Annotated in this window: 14 protein-coding genes; 3 read left to right on the forward strand and 11 right to left on the reverse strand. The window is 70.0% G+C overall.

Features of this window, described 5'->3' with window-relative positions; all coding sequences use genetic code 11:
* Window positions 1-196: 196 nt before the first annotated feature.
* Window positions 197-1,417 carry a class I SAM-dependent methyltransferase gene (locus AC07ZS_RS28160; RefSeq protein ID WP_494801742.1) on the forward strand — a complete coding sequence of 407 codons (1,221 nt, stop codon included), beginning with the start codon at window positions 197-199 and terminating at the stop codon, window positions 1,415-1,417.
* 76 nt (window positions 1,418-1,493) lie between these two features.
* On the opposite strand, the gene AC07ZS_RS28165 is transcribed toward AC07ZS_RS28160, so the two are convergent.
* Window positions 1,494-2,240, reverse strand: coding sequence for an alanyl-tRNA editing protein (locus AC07ZS_RS28165; protein ID WP_494801743.1), 747 nt, complete (start codon window positions 2,238-2,240; stop codon window positions 1,494-1,496).
* 36 nt (window positions 2,241-2,276) lie between these two features.
* On the opposite strand from AC07ZS_RS28165, the gene AC07ZS_RS28170 reads away from it, so the two are divergent.
* Window positions 2,277-3,119, forward strand: a complete 843-nt coding sequence (locus AC07ZS_RS28170; protein WP_494801744.1) for a creatininase family protein — start codon at window positions 2,277-2,279, stop codon at window positions 3,117-3,119.
* 2 nt (window positions 3,120-3,121) lie between these two features.
* Here AC07ZS_RS28170 and AC07ZS_RS28175 read toward each other — a convergent pair whose 3' ends face one another.
* Complete coding sequence (locus tag AC07ZS_RS28175) at window positions 3,122-3,805, reverse strand: histidine phosphatase family protein (protein ID WP_494801745.1); 684 nt, start codon at window positions 3,803-3,805, stop codon at window positions 3,122-3,124.
* Between the two features lie 212 nt (window positions 3,806-4,017).
* Here AC07ZS_RS28175 and AC07ZS_RS28180 point away from each other — a divergent pair, with 212 nt between their 5' ends.
* A complete protein-coding gene (locus tag AC07ZS_RS28180; RefSeq protein WP_494801746.1) occupies window positions 4,018-6,342 on the forward strand; it encodes a hybrid sensor histidine kinase/response regulator in 2,325 nt (774 codons plus the stop codon).
* Between the two features lie 120 nt (window positions 6,343-6,462).
* On the opposite strand, the gene AC07ZS_RS28185 is transcribed toward AC07ZS_RS28180, so the two are convergent.
* From AC07ZS_RS28185 to AC07ZS_RS28225, 9 genes are all read right to left on the reverse strand, one after another.
* Complete coding sequence (locus AC07ZS_RS28185; RefSeq protein ID WP_494801747.1) at window positions 6,463-7,974, reverse strand: tripartite tricarboxylate transporter permease; 1,512 nt, start codon at window positions 7,972-7,974, stop codon at window positions 6,463-6,465.
* Between the two features lie 34 nt (window positions 7,975-8,008).
* Complete coding sequence (locus AC07ZS_RS28190) at window positions 8,009-8,494, reverse strand: tripartite tricarboxylate transporter TctB family protein (protein WP_492439598.1); 486 nt, start codon at window positions 8,492-8,494, stop codon at window positions 8,009-8,011.
* Window positions 8,495-8,643: 149 nt separating this feature from the next.
* Window positions 8,644-10,017: a sensor histidine kinase gene (locus tag AC07ZS_RS28195; RefSeq protein WP_494801748.1), complete on the reverse strand. Its 1,374-nt coding sequence runs from the start codon at window positions 10,015-10,017 to the stop codon at window positions 8,644-8,646.
* Window positions 10,014-10,706, reverse strand: a complete 693-nt coding sequence (locus AC07ZS_RS28200; protein WP_494801754.1) for a response regulator transcription factor — start codon at window positions 10,704-10,706, stop codon at window positions 10,014-10,016. Before AC07ZS_RS28200 ends, AC07ZS_RS28195 begins: the two co-directional genes overlap by 4 nt.
* A gap of 101 nt (window positions 10,707-10,807) precedes the next feature.
* Window positions 10,808-11,776 (reverse strand): threonine dehydratase, encoded by a 969-nt coding sequence (locus AC07ZS_RS28205; protein ID WP_494801749.1) that lies wholly within the window; start codon window positions 11,774-11,776, stop codon window positions 10,808-10,810.
* Window positions 11,773-12,468: a VOC family protein gene (locus AC07ZS_RS28210; protein WP_494801750.1), complete on the reverse strand. Its 696-nt coding sequence runs from the start codon at window positions 12,466-12,468 to the stop codon at window positions 11,773-11,775. The genes AC07ZS_RS28205 and AC07ZS_RS28210 overlap by 4 nt, the downstream gene beginning before the upstream one ends.
* A gap of 15 nt (window positions 12,469-12,483) precedes the next feature.
* Window positions 12,484-13,338 (reverse strand): PhzF family phenazine biosynthesis protein, encoded by an 855-nt coding sequence (locus tag AC07ZS_RS28215; protein WP_494801751.1) that lies wholly within the window; start codon window positions 13,336-13,338, stop codon window positions 12,484-12,486.
* Window positions 13,339-13,358: 20 nt separating this feature from the next.
* Window positions 13,359-13,973 (reverse strand): glutathione S-transferase family protein, encoded by a 615-nt coding sequence (locus AC07ZS_RS28220; RefSeq protein WP_494801752.1) that lies wholly within the window; start codon window positions 13,971-13,973, stop codon window positions 13,359-13,361.
* 4 nt (window positions 13,974-13,977) lie between these two features.
* On the reverse strand, window positions 13,978-15,176 hold a 1,199-nt coding region (locus AC07ZS_RS28225; protein WP_494801753.1), incomplete at its 5' end, for an aminotransferase-like domain-containing protein.

Below are 15,176 nucleotides of genomic sequence, written 5' to 3' on the forward strand. Positions count from 1 at the left end.
CGGCGGCACCGCCCGTGGGTATGAGAGGCCGGGCGCGCCCAAGTTCCTGGGGGAGGCGGCTCAAATATAAGCGAGCACTGTTCGTCTGTGCGCCGGGACGCACACATGGCCTTTTTCACCCAGGCTTCACAGGGCTTTGATGTTTGGGTACAACCGGGGGCGGACGGGTGGTTGACCAGCATGGAGGGTTTTGTGCATGGGATCGATCGTTGAACGCGCCTTGCTGCCATGGGCGCAAAGAGTCAAGACGCGGGTGAACCTGCCGGTTCGCCTGAGTTGGGGTGAGCGGGGCTCGTCTTCGCTGTCCCTGGGCGAATTCGAGGCGCCCCAGGTCGAGATCCGGGTGCGCGATGCCTCCGCGTTGCCGCTGCTGATCGACCCCGGCCTGGACACCCTGGGCCAGGCCTATGTGGAAGGCCTGATCGACGTGGACGGGTCGATGGCGGACATCCTGGCCGTAGCGCACCGCCTGGCCGAGACCGCCGAGCCCGACGGCGGCCTGCTCGGGCGCCTGCGCCGCCGCTTCGCCCACACGCGCGAGAGCGACAGCGAGGCGATTCAGTACCACTACGACGTGTCCAACGCGTTCTATGCCCAGTGGCTGGACGAGCGCATGGTCTATTCCTGCGGCTACTTCGAGAACGGCGACGAGACGCTGGACGAGGCGCAGGTCAAGAAGATCGACCACATCCTGACCAAGATCCAGCTGCAGCCGGGCCAGCGACTGCTCGACATCGGTTGTGGCTGGGGCGCGCTGGTGCTGCGAGCGGCGCAGAAGTTCGGCGCGCACTGCGTGGGCGTGACGCTGTCAAAGAACCAGCACGAGCTGGCGCGCGAGCGCGTGAAAGCCGCCGGCCTGGAAGACCGCATCGACATCCGCCTGCAGGACTACCGCGACGTGAAGGACGGCCCGTTTGATCGCATCACCAGCGTGGGCATGTTCGAGCATGTGGGCTTGAACCATCTGGCGGCGTATTTCGGGCACATCCGCTCGCTGCTCAAGCCGGATGGTTGGGCCATGAACCACGGCATCACCAGCACCGACCCGCACGACGGCGAGACCCGGCACGGCGGCGGCACCTTCATCGACCGCTACGTGTTCCCGCAGGGCGAGCTGCCGCACATCGGCACCGTGCTGCGCACCATGCAGGAGGGCGGGCTGGAGGCGTTCGACATCGAGAGCCTGCGGCGCCACTACATGCGCACCACGCAGCTGTGGAGCGAGGCTTTCGAGGCGCGCACGGCGCAGATCAAGCCGCTGGTGGACGAGCGCAAATGGCGCATCTGGCGCGTGTACCTGGCGGGCTGCGCCTGGGCCTTCGAGCACGACGAGGTGTCGATCTACCAGGTGATCTGCCGCGCGGCGGGCCAGCCAGCGCAAGGCCTGCCGTGGTCGCGGCGCTTCATGTACCGTTGACCCCCACGCTCCGCCGCTGCGCGGGTCGCTGCCCCCCGAGGGGGCTTCCGCCTTGGGGCGGCCCGGCGGCGGATCGCTACGCGCTGAACCCCAGCACCACCCGCCGGGTGGTGGCGGATTTCTTTTCGATCTTGGTGACCACCACGCGGCCGATCTCGGCCGTGTTGGCCACGTGCGTGCCGCCGCAGGGCTGCAGGTCGACCGGCACGTCGCCCTCGCCGATGCGGATGGTGCGCACCGTGCCGCTGCCGCGCGGCGGCGCCACGCTCATGCTTTTCACCAGCGCCGGGTTGGCATCGAGTTCGGCGTCGGTGATCGCGCCCACGGCCAGCGGGTGGGACTCGGCGACCAGCCGCGCCAGGCCCTGGGTGAGCACGTCCTTGTCGAGCGGGTCGGTCATGTGCAGGTCCATGCGCGCGTAGTCCGGCGTGATCGAGCAGCCGTTCACGGGCACCGGCACGAGGTGGCACAGCAGGTGGGTGGCGGTGTGAAAGCGCATCAGCCGGTGGCGGCGCTCCCAGTCGATGCGGGCGGTGACCGGCATGCCGGCGGCGAGCCGGGCCAGCACGGCGTCCTGCCCGGGCCCGGGCACGTGCACGATGTCGGCGGTGGGCCGGCCTTCGGCGTCCTTGCCCTTGCGGGTGTCGGCGATCGCGACGGCGGTGCCGTCGGCCAGGGTGAGCGTGCCGGCGTCGCCGGCCTGGCCGCCGCCCAGCGGGTAGAACACCGTGCGGTCGAGCACGATGCCGTGCTCATCGATGCGCGCTACCGTGGCGTCGCACTGCTGCAGATAAGCGTCCTGGCGGAAAAGGTCGTGGGTCATCGCGCCATCTTACGGGCGGGCACTTAAGATGCGCGGATGCCCACACCGTCCCGTTTCTGGTCCGACCTCACCACCGCCGATTTCGCCGCGCTGGACACCGCGCGCGCCATCGCCGTGCTGCCCGTGGCCGCCACCGAGCAGCACGGGCCGCACCTGCCGCTGTCGGTCGACACCGACATCGTCAACGGCGTGCTGCGAGCGGCCCTGCCGCACATCGCCGGCGAGCTGCCGGTGCTCGTGCTGCCCACGCAGGCCGTGGGCTACAGCCCCGAGCACACCGGCTTCGCGGGCACGCTCACGCTCAAAATCGAGACCCTGATGCGGGTGTGGACCGAGCTGGCGGAATGTGTGGCCGCCAGCGGCGTGAAGAAGCTCGTGCTGTTCAACGCGCATGGCGGCCAGGTGGGGGCGCTCGATCTTGTGGCACGCGACCTGCGCGCGCGGCTGGGCATGCTGGTCTACAGCGTGAACTGGTTCCATCTGCCGCTGACCGATGCCAAGGGGCACGACCTGAACGCCTTGTTCAGCGCCGAGGAGCACCGCTTCGGCATCCACGCGGGCGAGATCGAGACTTCGCTCATGCTCGCGTTGTCGCCGCAGCGGGTGCATCTGCGCGAGGCCGAGCACTTCCGGTCGGCCTCGCAGGGCCGCGCCCAGCGCTTCCCCATCCTGGGCAACGGCAAGAGCGCCAAGCTGGCCTGGCAGATGCAGGACTACAACCCGCAGGGTGCCGTCGGCAATGCCGCCGCCGCCAGCGCCGACAAGGGGCAGGCCGTGCTCGCCGCTGCCGGGCGCGCGCTGGCCCAGCTCCTGGGCGAGATCGACCGGTTGCCGCCGGACACGCTCACCGACCGCGTCGCCTTTCCGCCCAAGGTCTAGCCTCAGGCGTAGGTCATCCAGTCTCTGAACTCCGCCCGGTCCAGGTGGGGCAGCGTGTTGTAGGTCAGCAGCGTGTGGCGCTTGGGGTTGAACTGGAACTCCGTCACCGCGCTGTTGCGGATGCGCAGGTTCAGCTCGATGGTGGCTTCGGGGCTCAGCCCCAGCACATGCCCCACCGCGGTGGAAATGGGGCCCCCGCTGGACACCAGCAGCACGTTCTGACCCTGGTGGTTCGCCCGCACATGGTCGAGCGCGTCCCTCACGCCGCGCACGAACTCGCTGTAGCTGGGCATGCCTTGCGGGCTCACGGTGCCGGCCATCCATTGCGTGAGGCCGTCGCGCAGCAGGCGGAAGTGGTGGCGGTAGAGTTCGGGCGCCTCTTCGGCGCTGCGCGGTTTCTGCAGGGGGTGCGGGTGGATGGCGCGGATCACCGCCTCGCTGTCGTATTCGTTGAGACCGGCCCAGGGCAGGGGCTCGTGCGCGAGCCCCGCCCCTTCGGCGATCCCGGCCCAGGTCTGCTGGTGCCGGCGCAGGGTGCCGGTGATCACGGCGTCGAACACCAGCCCTCGCTCGGCCCAGTAGCGGCCCAATTGCACGCTCTGGCGCCGGCCCATGTCGCTGAGCTGGTCGTAGTCGTCCGCGCCAAACGAGGCCTGGCCGTGGCGCACAAGGTAGAGGGTTCCCATGGCGGCATTCTGTGGCCGCGCGGCGGCCCGACTTTGTCCCGGCAGCGACTGCGCCGCGCCGGGCAGTCGCGCAGGCGTCTGTCCCGCCTGGGTCGAGACACCGTGAAGGATGTCGGTCGCCCGAACTCGTGCGGCTTTGCGGTCTTTTTCCGTCGCTAGGCGGCACATACCCTGTGCTTCAATCATCGGCATGTGCGTCGTTTCCTGTTGCCATGCTGTTTGACTTGCCCACCCTGCTCGCGATGCGGGTCGGTATCGATGGGCTGACGGCCTTGGCGTTTTTCGGCTTGCTGCGCCGCTACCCGACCATCGGTGGTCCGGGATGGTGGTCGTTGTCGGCCGCGGTGTCGATCATCGGTTCGCTGGGCCTGTGGTTGCGCGGCACCCTGCCCGACGCCGTCGCTTTCGGCGTCGGCAACGCGGCCTTGTGCATTGCCCCTCTGCTCGCCTGGCTGGGGCTGCGAAGTCATCTGCAGTTCCTGCAGCCCGTGGCGCGCGTGGCCTTGGCGACCCTGGTGGCGGCCAGCCTGCAGCTGGTGTTCTTCTTCGGCTGGGACGTGCCGCAGGTTCGCCAGGCCGTGTTTGCGTTTGCGGTGCTCATGGTGCTGGGGCTGGCTTACCGGGACATGGTGAGCGCCGACCCGCAGCGGCGCGTGCCCGAGATGCAGGCTCTCAAGCTGCTGACGGCGGTGGAGTTCGCCGCCATGCTGCTGTTCGCGCTGGCCGGCCCGGTGGCCGGTCTGCCGCTGTCGCAGGTGGGGCCGGTGACGCTGTTCTTCTTCCTGCTCGCGGGCCTGCTGCGCGTGGTGCTCTACGGGGCCCTGGTGACCTACCGCCTGCGGCTCGAAGGGGATCGCGCACGCCAGGGGCTGCTGATCCGCGAGGCGGACTCGCGCGCGCTGATCGAGAACCTGAGCGCGGGGGTGATGGTGTTCCGGCCCAACCACACGCTCTCCAGCATCAACAGCGCGGCGCGCCGCTTCTTCGGCTGGAGCCCGGGCGGGGCGAACAGCGCGCTGCCCGAGCCCACCGGACCGGGCTGGCAGATGCTGCGCGAAGACGGCCAGCCCATGCGCCGCCACGACATGCCGTTCGAGCGCGTGCTCGCCACCGGCCTGCCGGTCAAGAGCGTGGTGGTGGGCGTGCCGGTGGGCGGCGGCGAGGTGCATTGGGCCCTGTTCAACGCCTATCCCGAGAACAACGCCCAGGGCGGTCTGCGCCACGTGGTGCTGACTTTCATCGACATCACCTCGCTCAAGACCGCGCAGGCGGAGCAGAAGGCCCTGCAGTCGCAGCTCTCGCAGTCGCAGAAGATGGAAGCGCTGGGCACGCTGGCCGGCGGCGTGGCGCACGATTTCAACAACATCCTGGCCGCGATCCTGGGCAACGCCGACCTCGCACGGCAGGACCTCACGCGCGATGCGCCGGCGCGCGAAAGCCTGCACGAGATCAGCACCGCCGCGCGCCGGGGCCGCGAGCTGGTGCGGCAGATCCTGGCTTTCAGCCGCCAGCAGCCGGCCGAGCGCACCCGCGTCGACGTGGGCGCCATCCTGGCCGAGACCTGCAACCTCATGCGCGCGGCCTTGCCGCCGCACGCGCAGCTGCTGCACGAGTGCCACCCCGACACGCCGCCGATCCTGGCCGACGCCACGCAGCTCGGGCAGGTGCTGATCAACCTGGGCACCAACGCCGTGCACGCGCTCGAAGGCCGCCCGGGCCGCGTCGAGTGCCAGCTCGACGGCCTGAAGGGCAACGACCCCCGGCTGCCGCCCGAGGTGGCCAAGGCCTGCGCCGAAGCCAAGGTGGGCGCGGTGCGCCTGCGGGTGAGCGACAACGGCTGCGGCATGACCGAGGCCGTGCGCGGCCGCATCTTCGAGCCCTTCTTCACCACCAAGGTGGTGGGGCGCGGCACCGGCCTGGGTCTGCCGGTGGTGCTGGGCATCGTGCAGGTGCACGGCGGCGCCATCGATGTCGAGAGCGAGCCCGGGAAGGGGACCACCTTCACGCTCTACTTCCCGGCCGCGCCCGATGGTCCGCCCATCGCTTCCCTTGGTCCTGCGGTTGGACATGGCGCGGCCGATCCCGTCACAATGATCCCTCGCTCAACCGAAGGCCCCCAGACCGCCCCTATGGAGACCCCACCCATGGCAGACGCCCCGCCAGCGGACCAGCCCCACATCCTCTACCTCGACGACGACGACACGCTGGTCTTCCTGGTGCGCCGCCTGCTCGAGCGCCGCGGCTACCGCGTGACGTCCTTCACCGACCAGCAGCAGGCGGTGAAGGCCGTGCGCGAGCAGCCCGAGGCGTTCCAGCTGCTGCTGACCGACTACAACATGCCGGGCATGTCGGGGCTGGATGTGGCGCGTGCGGTGCTGGCGATCAACCCGAAACTGCCGGTTGCCGTCGCCTCCGGCTACATCACCGACGAACTGCAGGCCGAAGCCAAGACGGCCGGCGTGCGCGAGGTGGTGTTCAAGACCGATGCGGTCGAGGCCTTCTGCGAGGTGGTGGCTCGTCTGGTCAAGCCAGACTGAAGCAACGGCATCCAGAGGCATCAAGGGTCCGGCTTCGCCGGCCCGAAATGCCGTCCCCCCTCCCAGCGCCGAAGGCGCGCCAGAGAGGGGGGAAGCCGCGAAGCGGCGCAGGGGGGAGTCTCACTCCTCTACAAATGCTTCCTCGCGCTTGGCCTTGACCGAGGGCAGCAGCACCACGACCAGCAGCACCACGGCAATGGCCAGCAGGCTGGCGGACATCGGGCGCGTGACCAGCACGCTCCAGTCGCCGCGCGAGATCAGCAGCGCGCGCCGCAGGTACTCTTCCATCATCGGGCCCAGGATCAGGCCCAGCAGCAACGGCGCCGGCTCGCACTTGAGCTTGTGGAACAGGTAGCCGATCACGCCGAAGATGGCGACCATCCAGATCTCGAAGGTGTTGTTGTTCTCCGAGTACACACCCACCGCACAGAACAGCACGATGGCCGGGAACAGCCACTTGTAGGGAATCGTCAGCAGCTTGATCCACATGCCGATCAGGGGCAGGTTGAGCACGATCAGCATCAGGTTGCCGATCCACATCGAAGCGATCAGGCCCCAGAACAGTTCGGGGTTGCTGGTCATGACCTGCGGGCCCGGCTGGATGTTGTGGATGGTCATCGCACCCACCATCAGCGCCATCACGGCGTTGGGCGGAATGCCCAGCGTGAGCAGCGGGATGAACGAGGTCTGCGCACCGGCGTTGTTGGCCGACTCGGGGCCCGCCACACCGCGGATGTTGCCCTGGCCGAACGGCACTTCGCCCTTCTTGAGCTTGATCTTCTTCTCGATCGTGTACGAGGCGAAGGCCGACATCAGCGCACCGCCGCCGGGCAGGATGCCCAGCACCGAACCCAGGGCCGTGCCGCGCAGCACCGCCGGCGTCATGCGCTGGAAGTCTTCCTTGGTCGGCATCAGGCCCTTGACCTTGGCCGTGAAGACCTCGCGCTGGTCCGACGGCGTGGCCAGGTTGGCGATGATTTCACCGTAGCCGAACACGCCCATCGCGATGGCGATGAAGCTGATGCCGTCGGTGAGTTCGGGGATGTCGAAGCTGTAGCGCGCCACGCCCGAGTTCACGTCGGTGCCCACGAGGCCGAAGGCCAGGCCGAGCAGGATCATGGCCACCGCCTTGAGCAGCGAGCCCGAGGCCAGCACCACGGCGCCGATCAGGCCCAGCACCATCAGCGAGAAGTACTCGGCCGGGCCGAATTTCAGGGCCACTTCGGTCAGGGGCGGCGCGAAGGCCGCGAGGATCAGGGTGCCGGCGCAGCCGGCGAAGAAGGAGCCCAGGCCGGCCGCGGCCAGCGCGGGCCCGGCCCGTCCCTTGCGCGCCATCTGGTAGCCGTCGATCACGGTCACCACCGAGGATGCTTCGCCCGGCAGGTTGACCAGGATGGCGGTGGTGGAGCCGCCATACTGCGCGCCGTAGTAGATGCCGGCGAGCATGATCAGCGCCGCTTCCGGCGGCAGGCCGTAGGTGGCGGGCAGCAGCATGGCGATGGTGGCGACCGGGCCGATGCCGGGCAGCACGCCGATCAGCGTGCCCAGCAGGCAGCCGACAAAGGCGTAGATGAGGTTCTGCGCCGTGAAGGCGACGCCGAAGCCGATCGAGAGGTTGGTGATCAGATCCATGGTTCTTGTCTTGTGGGGGGCGTGGTCACGCGCATCAGCCGATGAAGGCCGGCCAGATCGGGAAGTTCAGCTTGAGCGCGAGCTCGAAGGCGATGTAGCTGCCGATCGACAGGACGGTGGCGAGCACGAACACCTCCTTGGCCTTGAACTGGTCGCCGGCCAGGCTGGCGACGAAGGTGAGGGCGTAGATCGCGACGATCAGGCCCATGGCCGGCAGGCCCCAGCTGTGCACGCCCACCAGCAGCACGCCGAAAATCAGGTTGGCGCCGATGATGAAGATGAGGGGGCGCCAGGCGATGCGGCCGATCGGCTCGCCATCTTCCGTCTTCACCGTCAGGGCCTTGAGCGTGATGAGCACGCCCATGATGGCGATGAGCACGCCCACCACCAGGGGGAAGTAGCCCGGGCCCATGCGGGCCCCGGTGCCCACGTTGTAGGTGGTGGCACCCCAGGCGAAGGCCACACCGAACGCGCTGAACAGCACGCCCGAGGCAAAGTCTCTCTGACTCTTGATTCTCACGATGTCTCCTGAAAAGGCGTTGATCACCGGCGCCCGGACAGGGCTCGGCGAGGGCACAGGACGTGCGCCGCGCGATGGTAAGAAGAGCGTGAGCGTGTGTGGGTGACCAAAACATTGCCGTTTGGCAATGTGGGCCGCTGCGGATGGCTTCAGCGGTTGGGCCGCGGCAGTTCGATGACGGCGCGCAGGCCCGGTGCCGCGTTCTCGAAGTGCAGGCGCCCGCCGTGCAGCGCGGCCACCGCCTGCACGCTGGCCAGCCCCAGGCCATGTCCCGGGGTGTCGTCGCGCTGGAGGCGGTGGAAACGCGTGCCCAGCCGCGCCAGCTCGGCGTCGGGCACGCCGGGGCCGTTGTCCTGCACGGTGAGCCGCACGCCCTGGGGCATCTCCTGCGTGCCCACCCGGATCACGGCACCCGGGCCGGCGTACTTGAGCGCGTTGTCGAGCAGGTTGGCCAGGGCGCCGGCCAGCAGGTCGCGGTCGCCGGGCAGCTGGGCGTCGTCGGCCGGCTCGCGCCGCAGCTCGGCGCCCTGGGCTTCCGCGACCGCCTCGTAGAGATCCACCACGTCGTCGGCGATCACATCGAGCGCCACCGGCGTGAAGCTGCGGCGCCGCGCGCCGGCCTCGGCCTCGGCGATCTGCAGCAGCTTCTCGAACACCAGGGTGAGTTCTTCGATCTCGCGGATGGCCGCACCGATGGCCTCGCGCCGCTGCACCGGGCCCATGTCCGCCTGCTCCGCACTGCGCAGGCGCACCAGGATGCGCGTGAGTGGCGTGCGCAGGTTGTGCGCGATGGTGTTGGAGACATGGCGAACCCCGTCCATCAGCGACTCGATGCGGTCGAGCATGGTGTTGATCTCGCGGTTGAGCAACGCGAACTCGTCGTCCTCGCCCGACTCGGGCACGCGCTCTCTCAGCTCGCCGGCCGTGGCGATGCGCTTGGCCGTGAGGCGCACCGCGCTCACGCTGCGCTCGAGTTCCTGGCGGAACACGAAGGTGCCGCCGATCAGCAGCAGCACGGCCACGATGCCGGCGGCCGCGCTCGCGCTGGCCACCAGCGATTCGATCAGTTCCTGGTCCCGCAGGTCCTGCCCGACCACCAGCACGCCGCCGTCGGGCAGGGCGCGCGTGACGAGGTAGGCGTTCACGCTTCGCCCGTGGCGTTCCACGCGCCGCTGTGTCGGCCCGGCGTTCGCTGCGCCGTCGGGCAGGCGGTCGAGGTTGCCCGCAAGGGCTTGGCCTTCGCGGTCGGTCAGCAGGTAGATTTCGCTGTCGGAGTCCCGGCCGTCCGTCAGCGCCCGGGTGATGGCGGCGGCGGCCATCGAGGCACCGCCCTCGTTCACGTTCTCCATCAACTGCTGGGCGGCCAGGCTCACCTGCCGCGCCATGCGCTGGTGCAGCACACCGACCGTCTGCAGGTAGACGATGGCCAGGGCCGCCAGCATGGTGACGGCGACCAGGAAGCCGTAGTAGAACGCGAGGCGAAAACCGACCGAGCGCCAGAGCCCGCGCAAGCGCTCGATCATGCGCTGGTGTCGTCGGCTGCGATGCGGTAGCCGATGCCGCGCACGGTGTGGATCAGCGGCGGCGCGCCGCCTGCGTCGAGCTTGCCGCGCAGGCGGCTGACCTGCACATCGATCACGTTGGTCTGCGGATCGAACTGGTAGTCCCACACGGCTTCGAGCAGCATGGTGCGGGTCAGCACCTGGCCGGGGTGGCTCATCAGGTAGGCCAGCAGGCGGAACTCGCGCGGCTGCAGCGCCACCGGCCGGCCGCCGCGTTCCACGTGGCGGCTCGCGAGATCGAGCTTGAGGTCGGCGACCTGCAGCGTGCGGATCGGCGGGCCGGGGCGCGAGCGCCGCACCAGGGCCTCGGCCCGCGCAGCGAGTTCGGAGAAGGCGAAGGGCTTGGTCAGGTAGTCATCGCCGCCGGCCTTGAGGCCTCGCACGCGCTCGTCGAGGGCGCTCAGCGCGCTGAGCACCAGCACCGGTGTCTTCTTGCCCAGGCCGCGCAGGGTCGAGAGAATGGAGAGACCGTCGACCTCGTTGGGCAGCATGCGGTCCAGGATGATCAGGTCCCACGGCTCGCTGGTGGCCCGGCCCAGCGCTTCCATGCCGTCGCGGCAGATCACGACCACGTGGCCGAGTGCGCGAAAGCCGTTGGCGATATAGCGGGCGTTGTCCGCGTCGTCTTCCACCACCAGGCAGCGCCACATCACGGTGGCTTCCATCAGGCCTTCGCCCCTTCACTCAGATCGAACATCGCTTGCACTCCGCGTTTTTGCCGGGTGCCCATTCTGCTTGATTCGCTCCGGCGTCACCCCTGGGCGAGCACGCCGGCCAGGGTGGCGCTGTCCACGTTGCCGCCGCTCAAGGTGGTGCCCACCACCTGGCCCCGCAGCGCGGCGCGCTCCTGCCAGGCGGCGGCGAAGCTGGCCGCGCCCGCGCCTTCGGCCACGTTGTGGGTGTCCGCGAACAGCATGCGCATGGCCTGCGCCACCTCCGCATCGGTGACCTGCACGGTGCGCTCCAGGTGCGGCCGCAGCACCTCGAGCGCGTCGGCATCGGCCACGCGGCAGGCCATGCCGTCGGCCAGGGTGGTGGTCACGGGGGCTTCGACCACCCGGCCGGCGGCCAGCGAATCGGCGTAGGTCGTGGCGTGGGCGCTGACCACGCCGACGATGCGCACCGGGTGCCGCAGTGCCAGCTTGGCGGCGATCGCCGAGCAAGCGCCCGATCCCTGGCCGATCGGCACGTAGACCACGTCGAGCGCCGGCACCGCGCGAAAGAATTCCCACCAGTAGGTGCTCACGCCTCGCAGCAGATCGGCGTGAAAGCTTGGAACCATGTGTGCGCCGCTGTCGGCGGCGAGCTCGATGGCGCGCTCGCGGCTGGCCTGGAAGTCGTCGCCATGTTCGATCAGCGTGACCCCGAGCGCGCGCATGGCGGCGTTTTTCTCCACCGAGTTGCCGTGTGGCACGACGATGGTGCAGGCCACGCCATGGGCGCGCGCGGCCCAGCCGATGCTCTGGCCGTGGTTGCCGCGCGTGGCGCTGATGACCTCGCGCGGCAGCCCGCCCCGGGCTTTGAGCCGGTCGAAGTAAGTCAGCCCGCCCCGGATCTTGAACGCACCCGCCGGCGTGTGGTTCTCGTGCTTGACCCAGCAGTCGGTGCCCAGGCGCGCGCTGAGCGTGGCCCAGCGGTATTGCGGCGTGGGGCCGAAGTCGCGGTAGACCACCTGCGCGGCGGCCTCGATGTCGTGCAGCGTCGGCAGCAGGTGGTTCATGGCGGAGACAGCAGGCTGAGCCGGCCGTGGGTCGGGGTGTCGAGTTCGGCCGCGAGGCCGGCCGGGCCGTCGCTCACGGTGATGCCCGGCAGGCCCACGGCCTGCAGGGCCGCGCGCAGCCCGGCGGCGCCCGCATGGCGCAGGTGCAGGCGGCGCAGCGCCACGCCGCTGGCGGGCATGTGCCGCGTGGGGTGCGTGCCGTTCCACTGGATCAGCGTGGGCAGGGCGCCGTTGAAGAGGCGCTGGCCGTCGTCGCGCACGCTGATGCGCCATTGCAGCAGGCCGTGCGCGGTCTGGCGCGAGGCGTTCACCACCGGGCCACGCTGGATACCGATGGCGCGCAGCGCCGCGAGGGACGCGTCGATGTCGGGCACGCGCGCCACCCAGTGCACGAGCTGGGGGCCTTGGCGCTGCAGGCGCTGTTGCAACGCGGGGTCGTCGAGGTCGAACCAGCGGCGCTGGTGGGCCGCGCGGGTCGGCGTGGCGCGCGGGTCGATGGCGATGACTTCCAGGTAGGCATCGGGCGCCTCGCCACCGTCGAGCCGCAGCAGGCGGTTGTGGGTGCCGAACAGCGGGTGTTCCCCGCCCGGGCCGGGCACGACGCCCAGCGTGGCTTCGCACCAGGCCACGCCTTCGTCGAGCGTGCGCGCGGCCACCACCAGGTGGTCGATCTGCGCGCGGGACTCAGGCACAGGGCCTCCCGGTGGTCACAGCGACACCTGGCCGTCGATGCAGGTGACGGAGGCGCCGCCGACCCAGATGCTGCCCTCGGCATCGCGGTGGATGTGCACCCGGCCAGCGCGCGCCATGGCGGTGCCTTGCGCAGCGACGTAGTCCGGTGGCGCCATGCCCGCGCCGATCAGCCACTGCGCCACGGCGGCGTTGAGGCTGCCGGTCACCGGGTCCTCGCTCAAGGTCTGATGGCCCTGGAAGAAGGCGCGCACCTCGAAGGCCGTGTCCGAGCCGGCGGGCTGCGGGCCCACGAGGCCGATCTCCAGCCCGGCGAGCAGCTGCGCATCGGGCCGCACCGCGAGCACCTGCGCGGCCGAGCGCAGCATCACGCCGCGCCAGGGTGGCCCGTTCTCGCACCAGGCATGCGCCACGATCTCGTCGCGCGCCAGGCCCAGGCCGCGCGCGATCAGGGCCACGTCGGCCTCGTCGAGCGGGCCGCTGCGCCGCAGCGGCGGCGCGGCGAAGGCCAGGCGCTCGCCGTCGCGCCGGATGCGCACCAGGCCCACGCCGCATTCCTGCACCACGTGGGCTTCGGCCTGGGGGCGGCCGCCGGCCTGCAGCCAGGCGTGGCAGGTGCCCAGCGTGGGATGGCCCGCGAAAGGCAGCTCCCGGCCGGGGCAGAAGATGCGCACGCGGTAGTCGGCACCGGCCGCGCGGCCTTCGTCGGTGGGCGGCAGCACGAAGGTGCATTCCGAGAGGTTGGTCCAGTCGGTGAACTGCTGCATGGTCTCGGTGTTCAGGCCGCTGCCGTCGAGCACCACCGCCAGCGGGTTGCCGCGGTAAGGCGTTTCGGTGAAGACGTCGACTTGCTTGAAGGGGCGTTGGGCCATGGGAAGGTTCTCCGGGTGCATCAGGACAGGGGCAGGTCGAGCACGCCCCGGCTCGCGGGCCGTGCCAGCCAGCCTGCGTACCAGCGTTCGAGGTGCGGCCACGCGGGGCGCGGCTGCGGCAGGCCCCACCAGCGGTGCACTTCGCAGGCGATGGGGATGTCGGCCATGGTGAGCGCATCGCCGGCCATGAAGGCCTGGTGCGACAGGTGCTCATCGAGCATCGCGAACAGTGGCTCGGTGGCGGCCACCGATTGCGCGATCACCTGGGCGTTGCGCTGCTCCGCTGGTGTGCGGAACCATTGCTTGAAACCCGGGCTGCCCGCGGGGTTGAGCGTGGTCTGTTGCCAGTCCATCCAACGCTCGGCGTCGAAGCGCTGGCGCAGGTCGGTGGGGTAGAGCCGGTTCTCGCGCGCGCACAGGTAGCGCACGATGGCGTTCGATTCCCAGAGCGTGAAGTCGCCGTCCTGCAGCAGCGGCACCAGGCCGTTGGGGTTGCGCCGGCGGTAGTCGGGCGTGTCCACAATGCCGTGGGCCAGGCCGGCGTCGGTGCGCGGCAGCTCGAGGCCAAGCACCTGCGCGCACAGCACGACCTTGCGCACATTGATCGAGCTCAGACGGCCCCACAGCTGCAACATGGACTCAGGCCTTCTGCTGTTCGCGGATGGCCTGGGCCAGCGCGGCGATGCCGATGCGGATCTGCTCCACGCTGGCGGTGACGAAGCTCAGGCGCAGGGTGCGCGCGTCGGGCTCGTCGGCGTAGAACGCGGCCCCGGGCACGAAGGCCACGCCCTTGTCCACCGCACGCGGCAGCAGGTCGATGGCGTTCATGCCTTCGGGCAGGCGCACCCAGAGGAACATGCCGCCGTCGGGCGAGTTCCACTGCACGTCCAGGCCCTGCATCTCCTGCGTGAGGCTGGCCAGCATGGCCGCGCACTGGCTCTTGTAGAGCGCGCGGATGGTGGGCACGTGGCGGTCCAGGAAGCCGTCCTTGAGCACCTCGGCCACCATGCGCTGGTTGAAACCGGGGCTGTGCAGGTCGGCCGCCTGCTTGGCTTGCAGCAGCTTGGGGAAGACCGCCTTGGGGGCGACGATGAAGCCCAGCCGCAGCCCGGGGGCGAGCACCTTGGAGAACGAACCCAGGTAGATGCAGCCTTCGGGGTTGCGCGCGCTCAGCGGCAGCGGCGGCGGGGTGTCGAACCAGAGGTCTCCATAGGGGTTGTCTTCCACGATCGGCAGGCCGTGCGCGGCCGCGCTGGCCACCAGCGCGGCGCGGCGCGCCTCGCTCATGCTGCGGCCGGTGGGGTTCTGGAAGTTGGGCAGCACATAGAGAAAGCGCGCGCGGTTCGAGCCGCTGCCCACGCGGCGTTCGAGGTCACCCACGTCGACGCCCTCGGCGTCGCTGGCCACGGCCTCAATGACCGGCTCCATGGGGGTGAAGGCCTGCAGCGCGCCGAGGTAGGTGGGCGTTTCCACCAGCACGCGGCTGTCGGTATCGATCAGCACCTTGGCCACCAGGTCCAGGCCCTGCTGGCTGCCGGTGGTGATGAGCACCTGCGCCGGGTCCACCGCCCAGGGCAGTTGCGCCGCCACGGCTTCGCACAGCGGGCCGTAGCCTTCGCTGGCCGAGTATTGCAGGGCGGCCAGGCCGTCTTCGCGCAGCACCTTGGCGCAGGCGTCCGCGAAGGCGCTCACCGGGAAGGTCTTGGGCGAGGGCAGGCCGCCGGCGAAACTGATGATGCCGGGCTTCTCGGTGACCTTGAGGATCTCCCGGATCACCGAGGGGTTCATGCGCTCGGCACGGCGGGCCAGCGTCCAGGGCGTGGCGGTGGTGGGGGTGG

The sequence above is a fragment of the Hydrogenophaga sp. GW456-12-10-14-TSB4 genome (assembly GCF_059424305.1).

Excerpts from the sequence above, each read along its gene's own strand:
- AC07ZS_RS28160 (WP_494801742.1), top strand. The coding sequence starts at position 197 with ATGGGATCGATCGTTGAACGCGCCTTGCTGCCATGGGCGCAAAGAGTC.
- AC07ZS_RS28165 (WP_494801743.1), bottom strand. The coding sequence starts at position 2,240 with ATGACCCACGACCTTTTCCGCCAGGACGCTTATCTGCAGCAGTGCGAC.
- AC07ZS_RS28170 (WP_494801744.1), top strand. The coding sequence starts at position 2,277 with ATGCCCACACCGTCCCGTTTCTGGTCCGACCTCACCACCGCCGATTTC.
- AC07ZS_RS28175 (WP_494801745.1), bottom strand. The coding sequence starts at position 3,805 with ATGGGAACCCTCTACCTTGTGCGCCACGGCCAGGCCTCGTTTGGCGCG.
- AC07ZS_RS28180 (WP_494801746.1), top strand. The coding sequence starts at position 4,018 with ATGCTGTTTGACTTGCCCACCCTGCTCGCGATGCGGGTCGGTATCGAT.
- AC07ZS_RS28185 (WP_494801747.1), bottom strand. The coding sequence starts at position 7,974 with ATGGATCTGATCACCAACCTCTCGATCGGCTTCGGCGTCGCCTTCACG.
- AC07ZS_RS28195 (WP_494801748.1), bottom strand. The coding sequence starts at position 10,017 with ATGATCGAGCGCTTGCGCGGGCTCTGGCGCTCGGTCGGTTTTCGCCTC.
- AC07ZS_RS28200 (WP_494801754.1), bottom strand. The coding sequence starts at position 10,706 with ATGTGGCGCTGCCTGGTGGTGGAAGACGACGCGGACAACGCCCGCTAT.
- AC07ZS_RS28205 (WP_494801749.1), bottom strand. The coding sequence starts at position 11,776 with ATGAACCACCTGCTGCCGACGCTGCACGACATCGAGGCCGCCGCGCAG.
- AC07ZS_RS28215 (WP_494801751.1), bottom strand. The coding sequence starts at position 13,338 with ATGGCCCAACGCCCCTTCAAGCAAGTCGACGTCTTCACCGAAACGCCT.
- AC07ZS_RS28220 (WP_494801752.1), bottom strand. The coding sequence starts at position 13,973 with ATGTTGCAGCTGTGGGGCCGTCTGAGCTCGATCAATGTGCGCAAGGTC.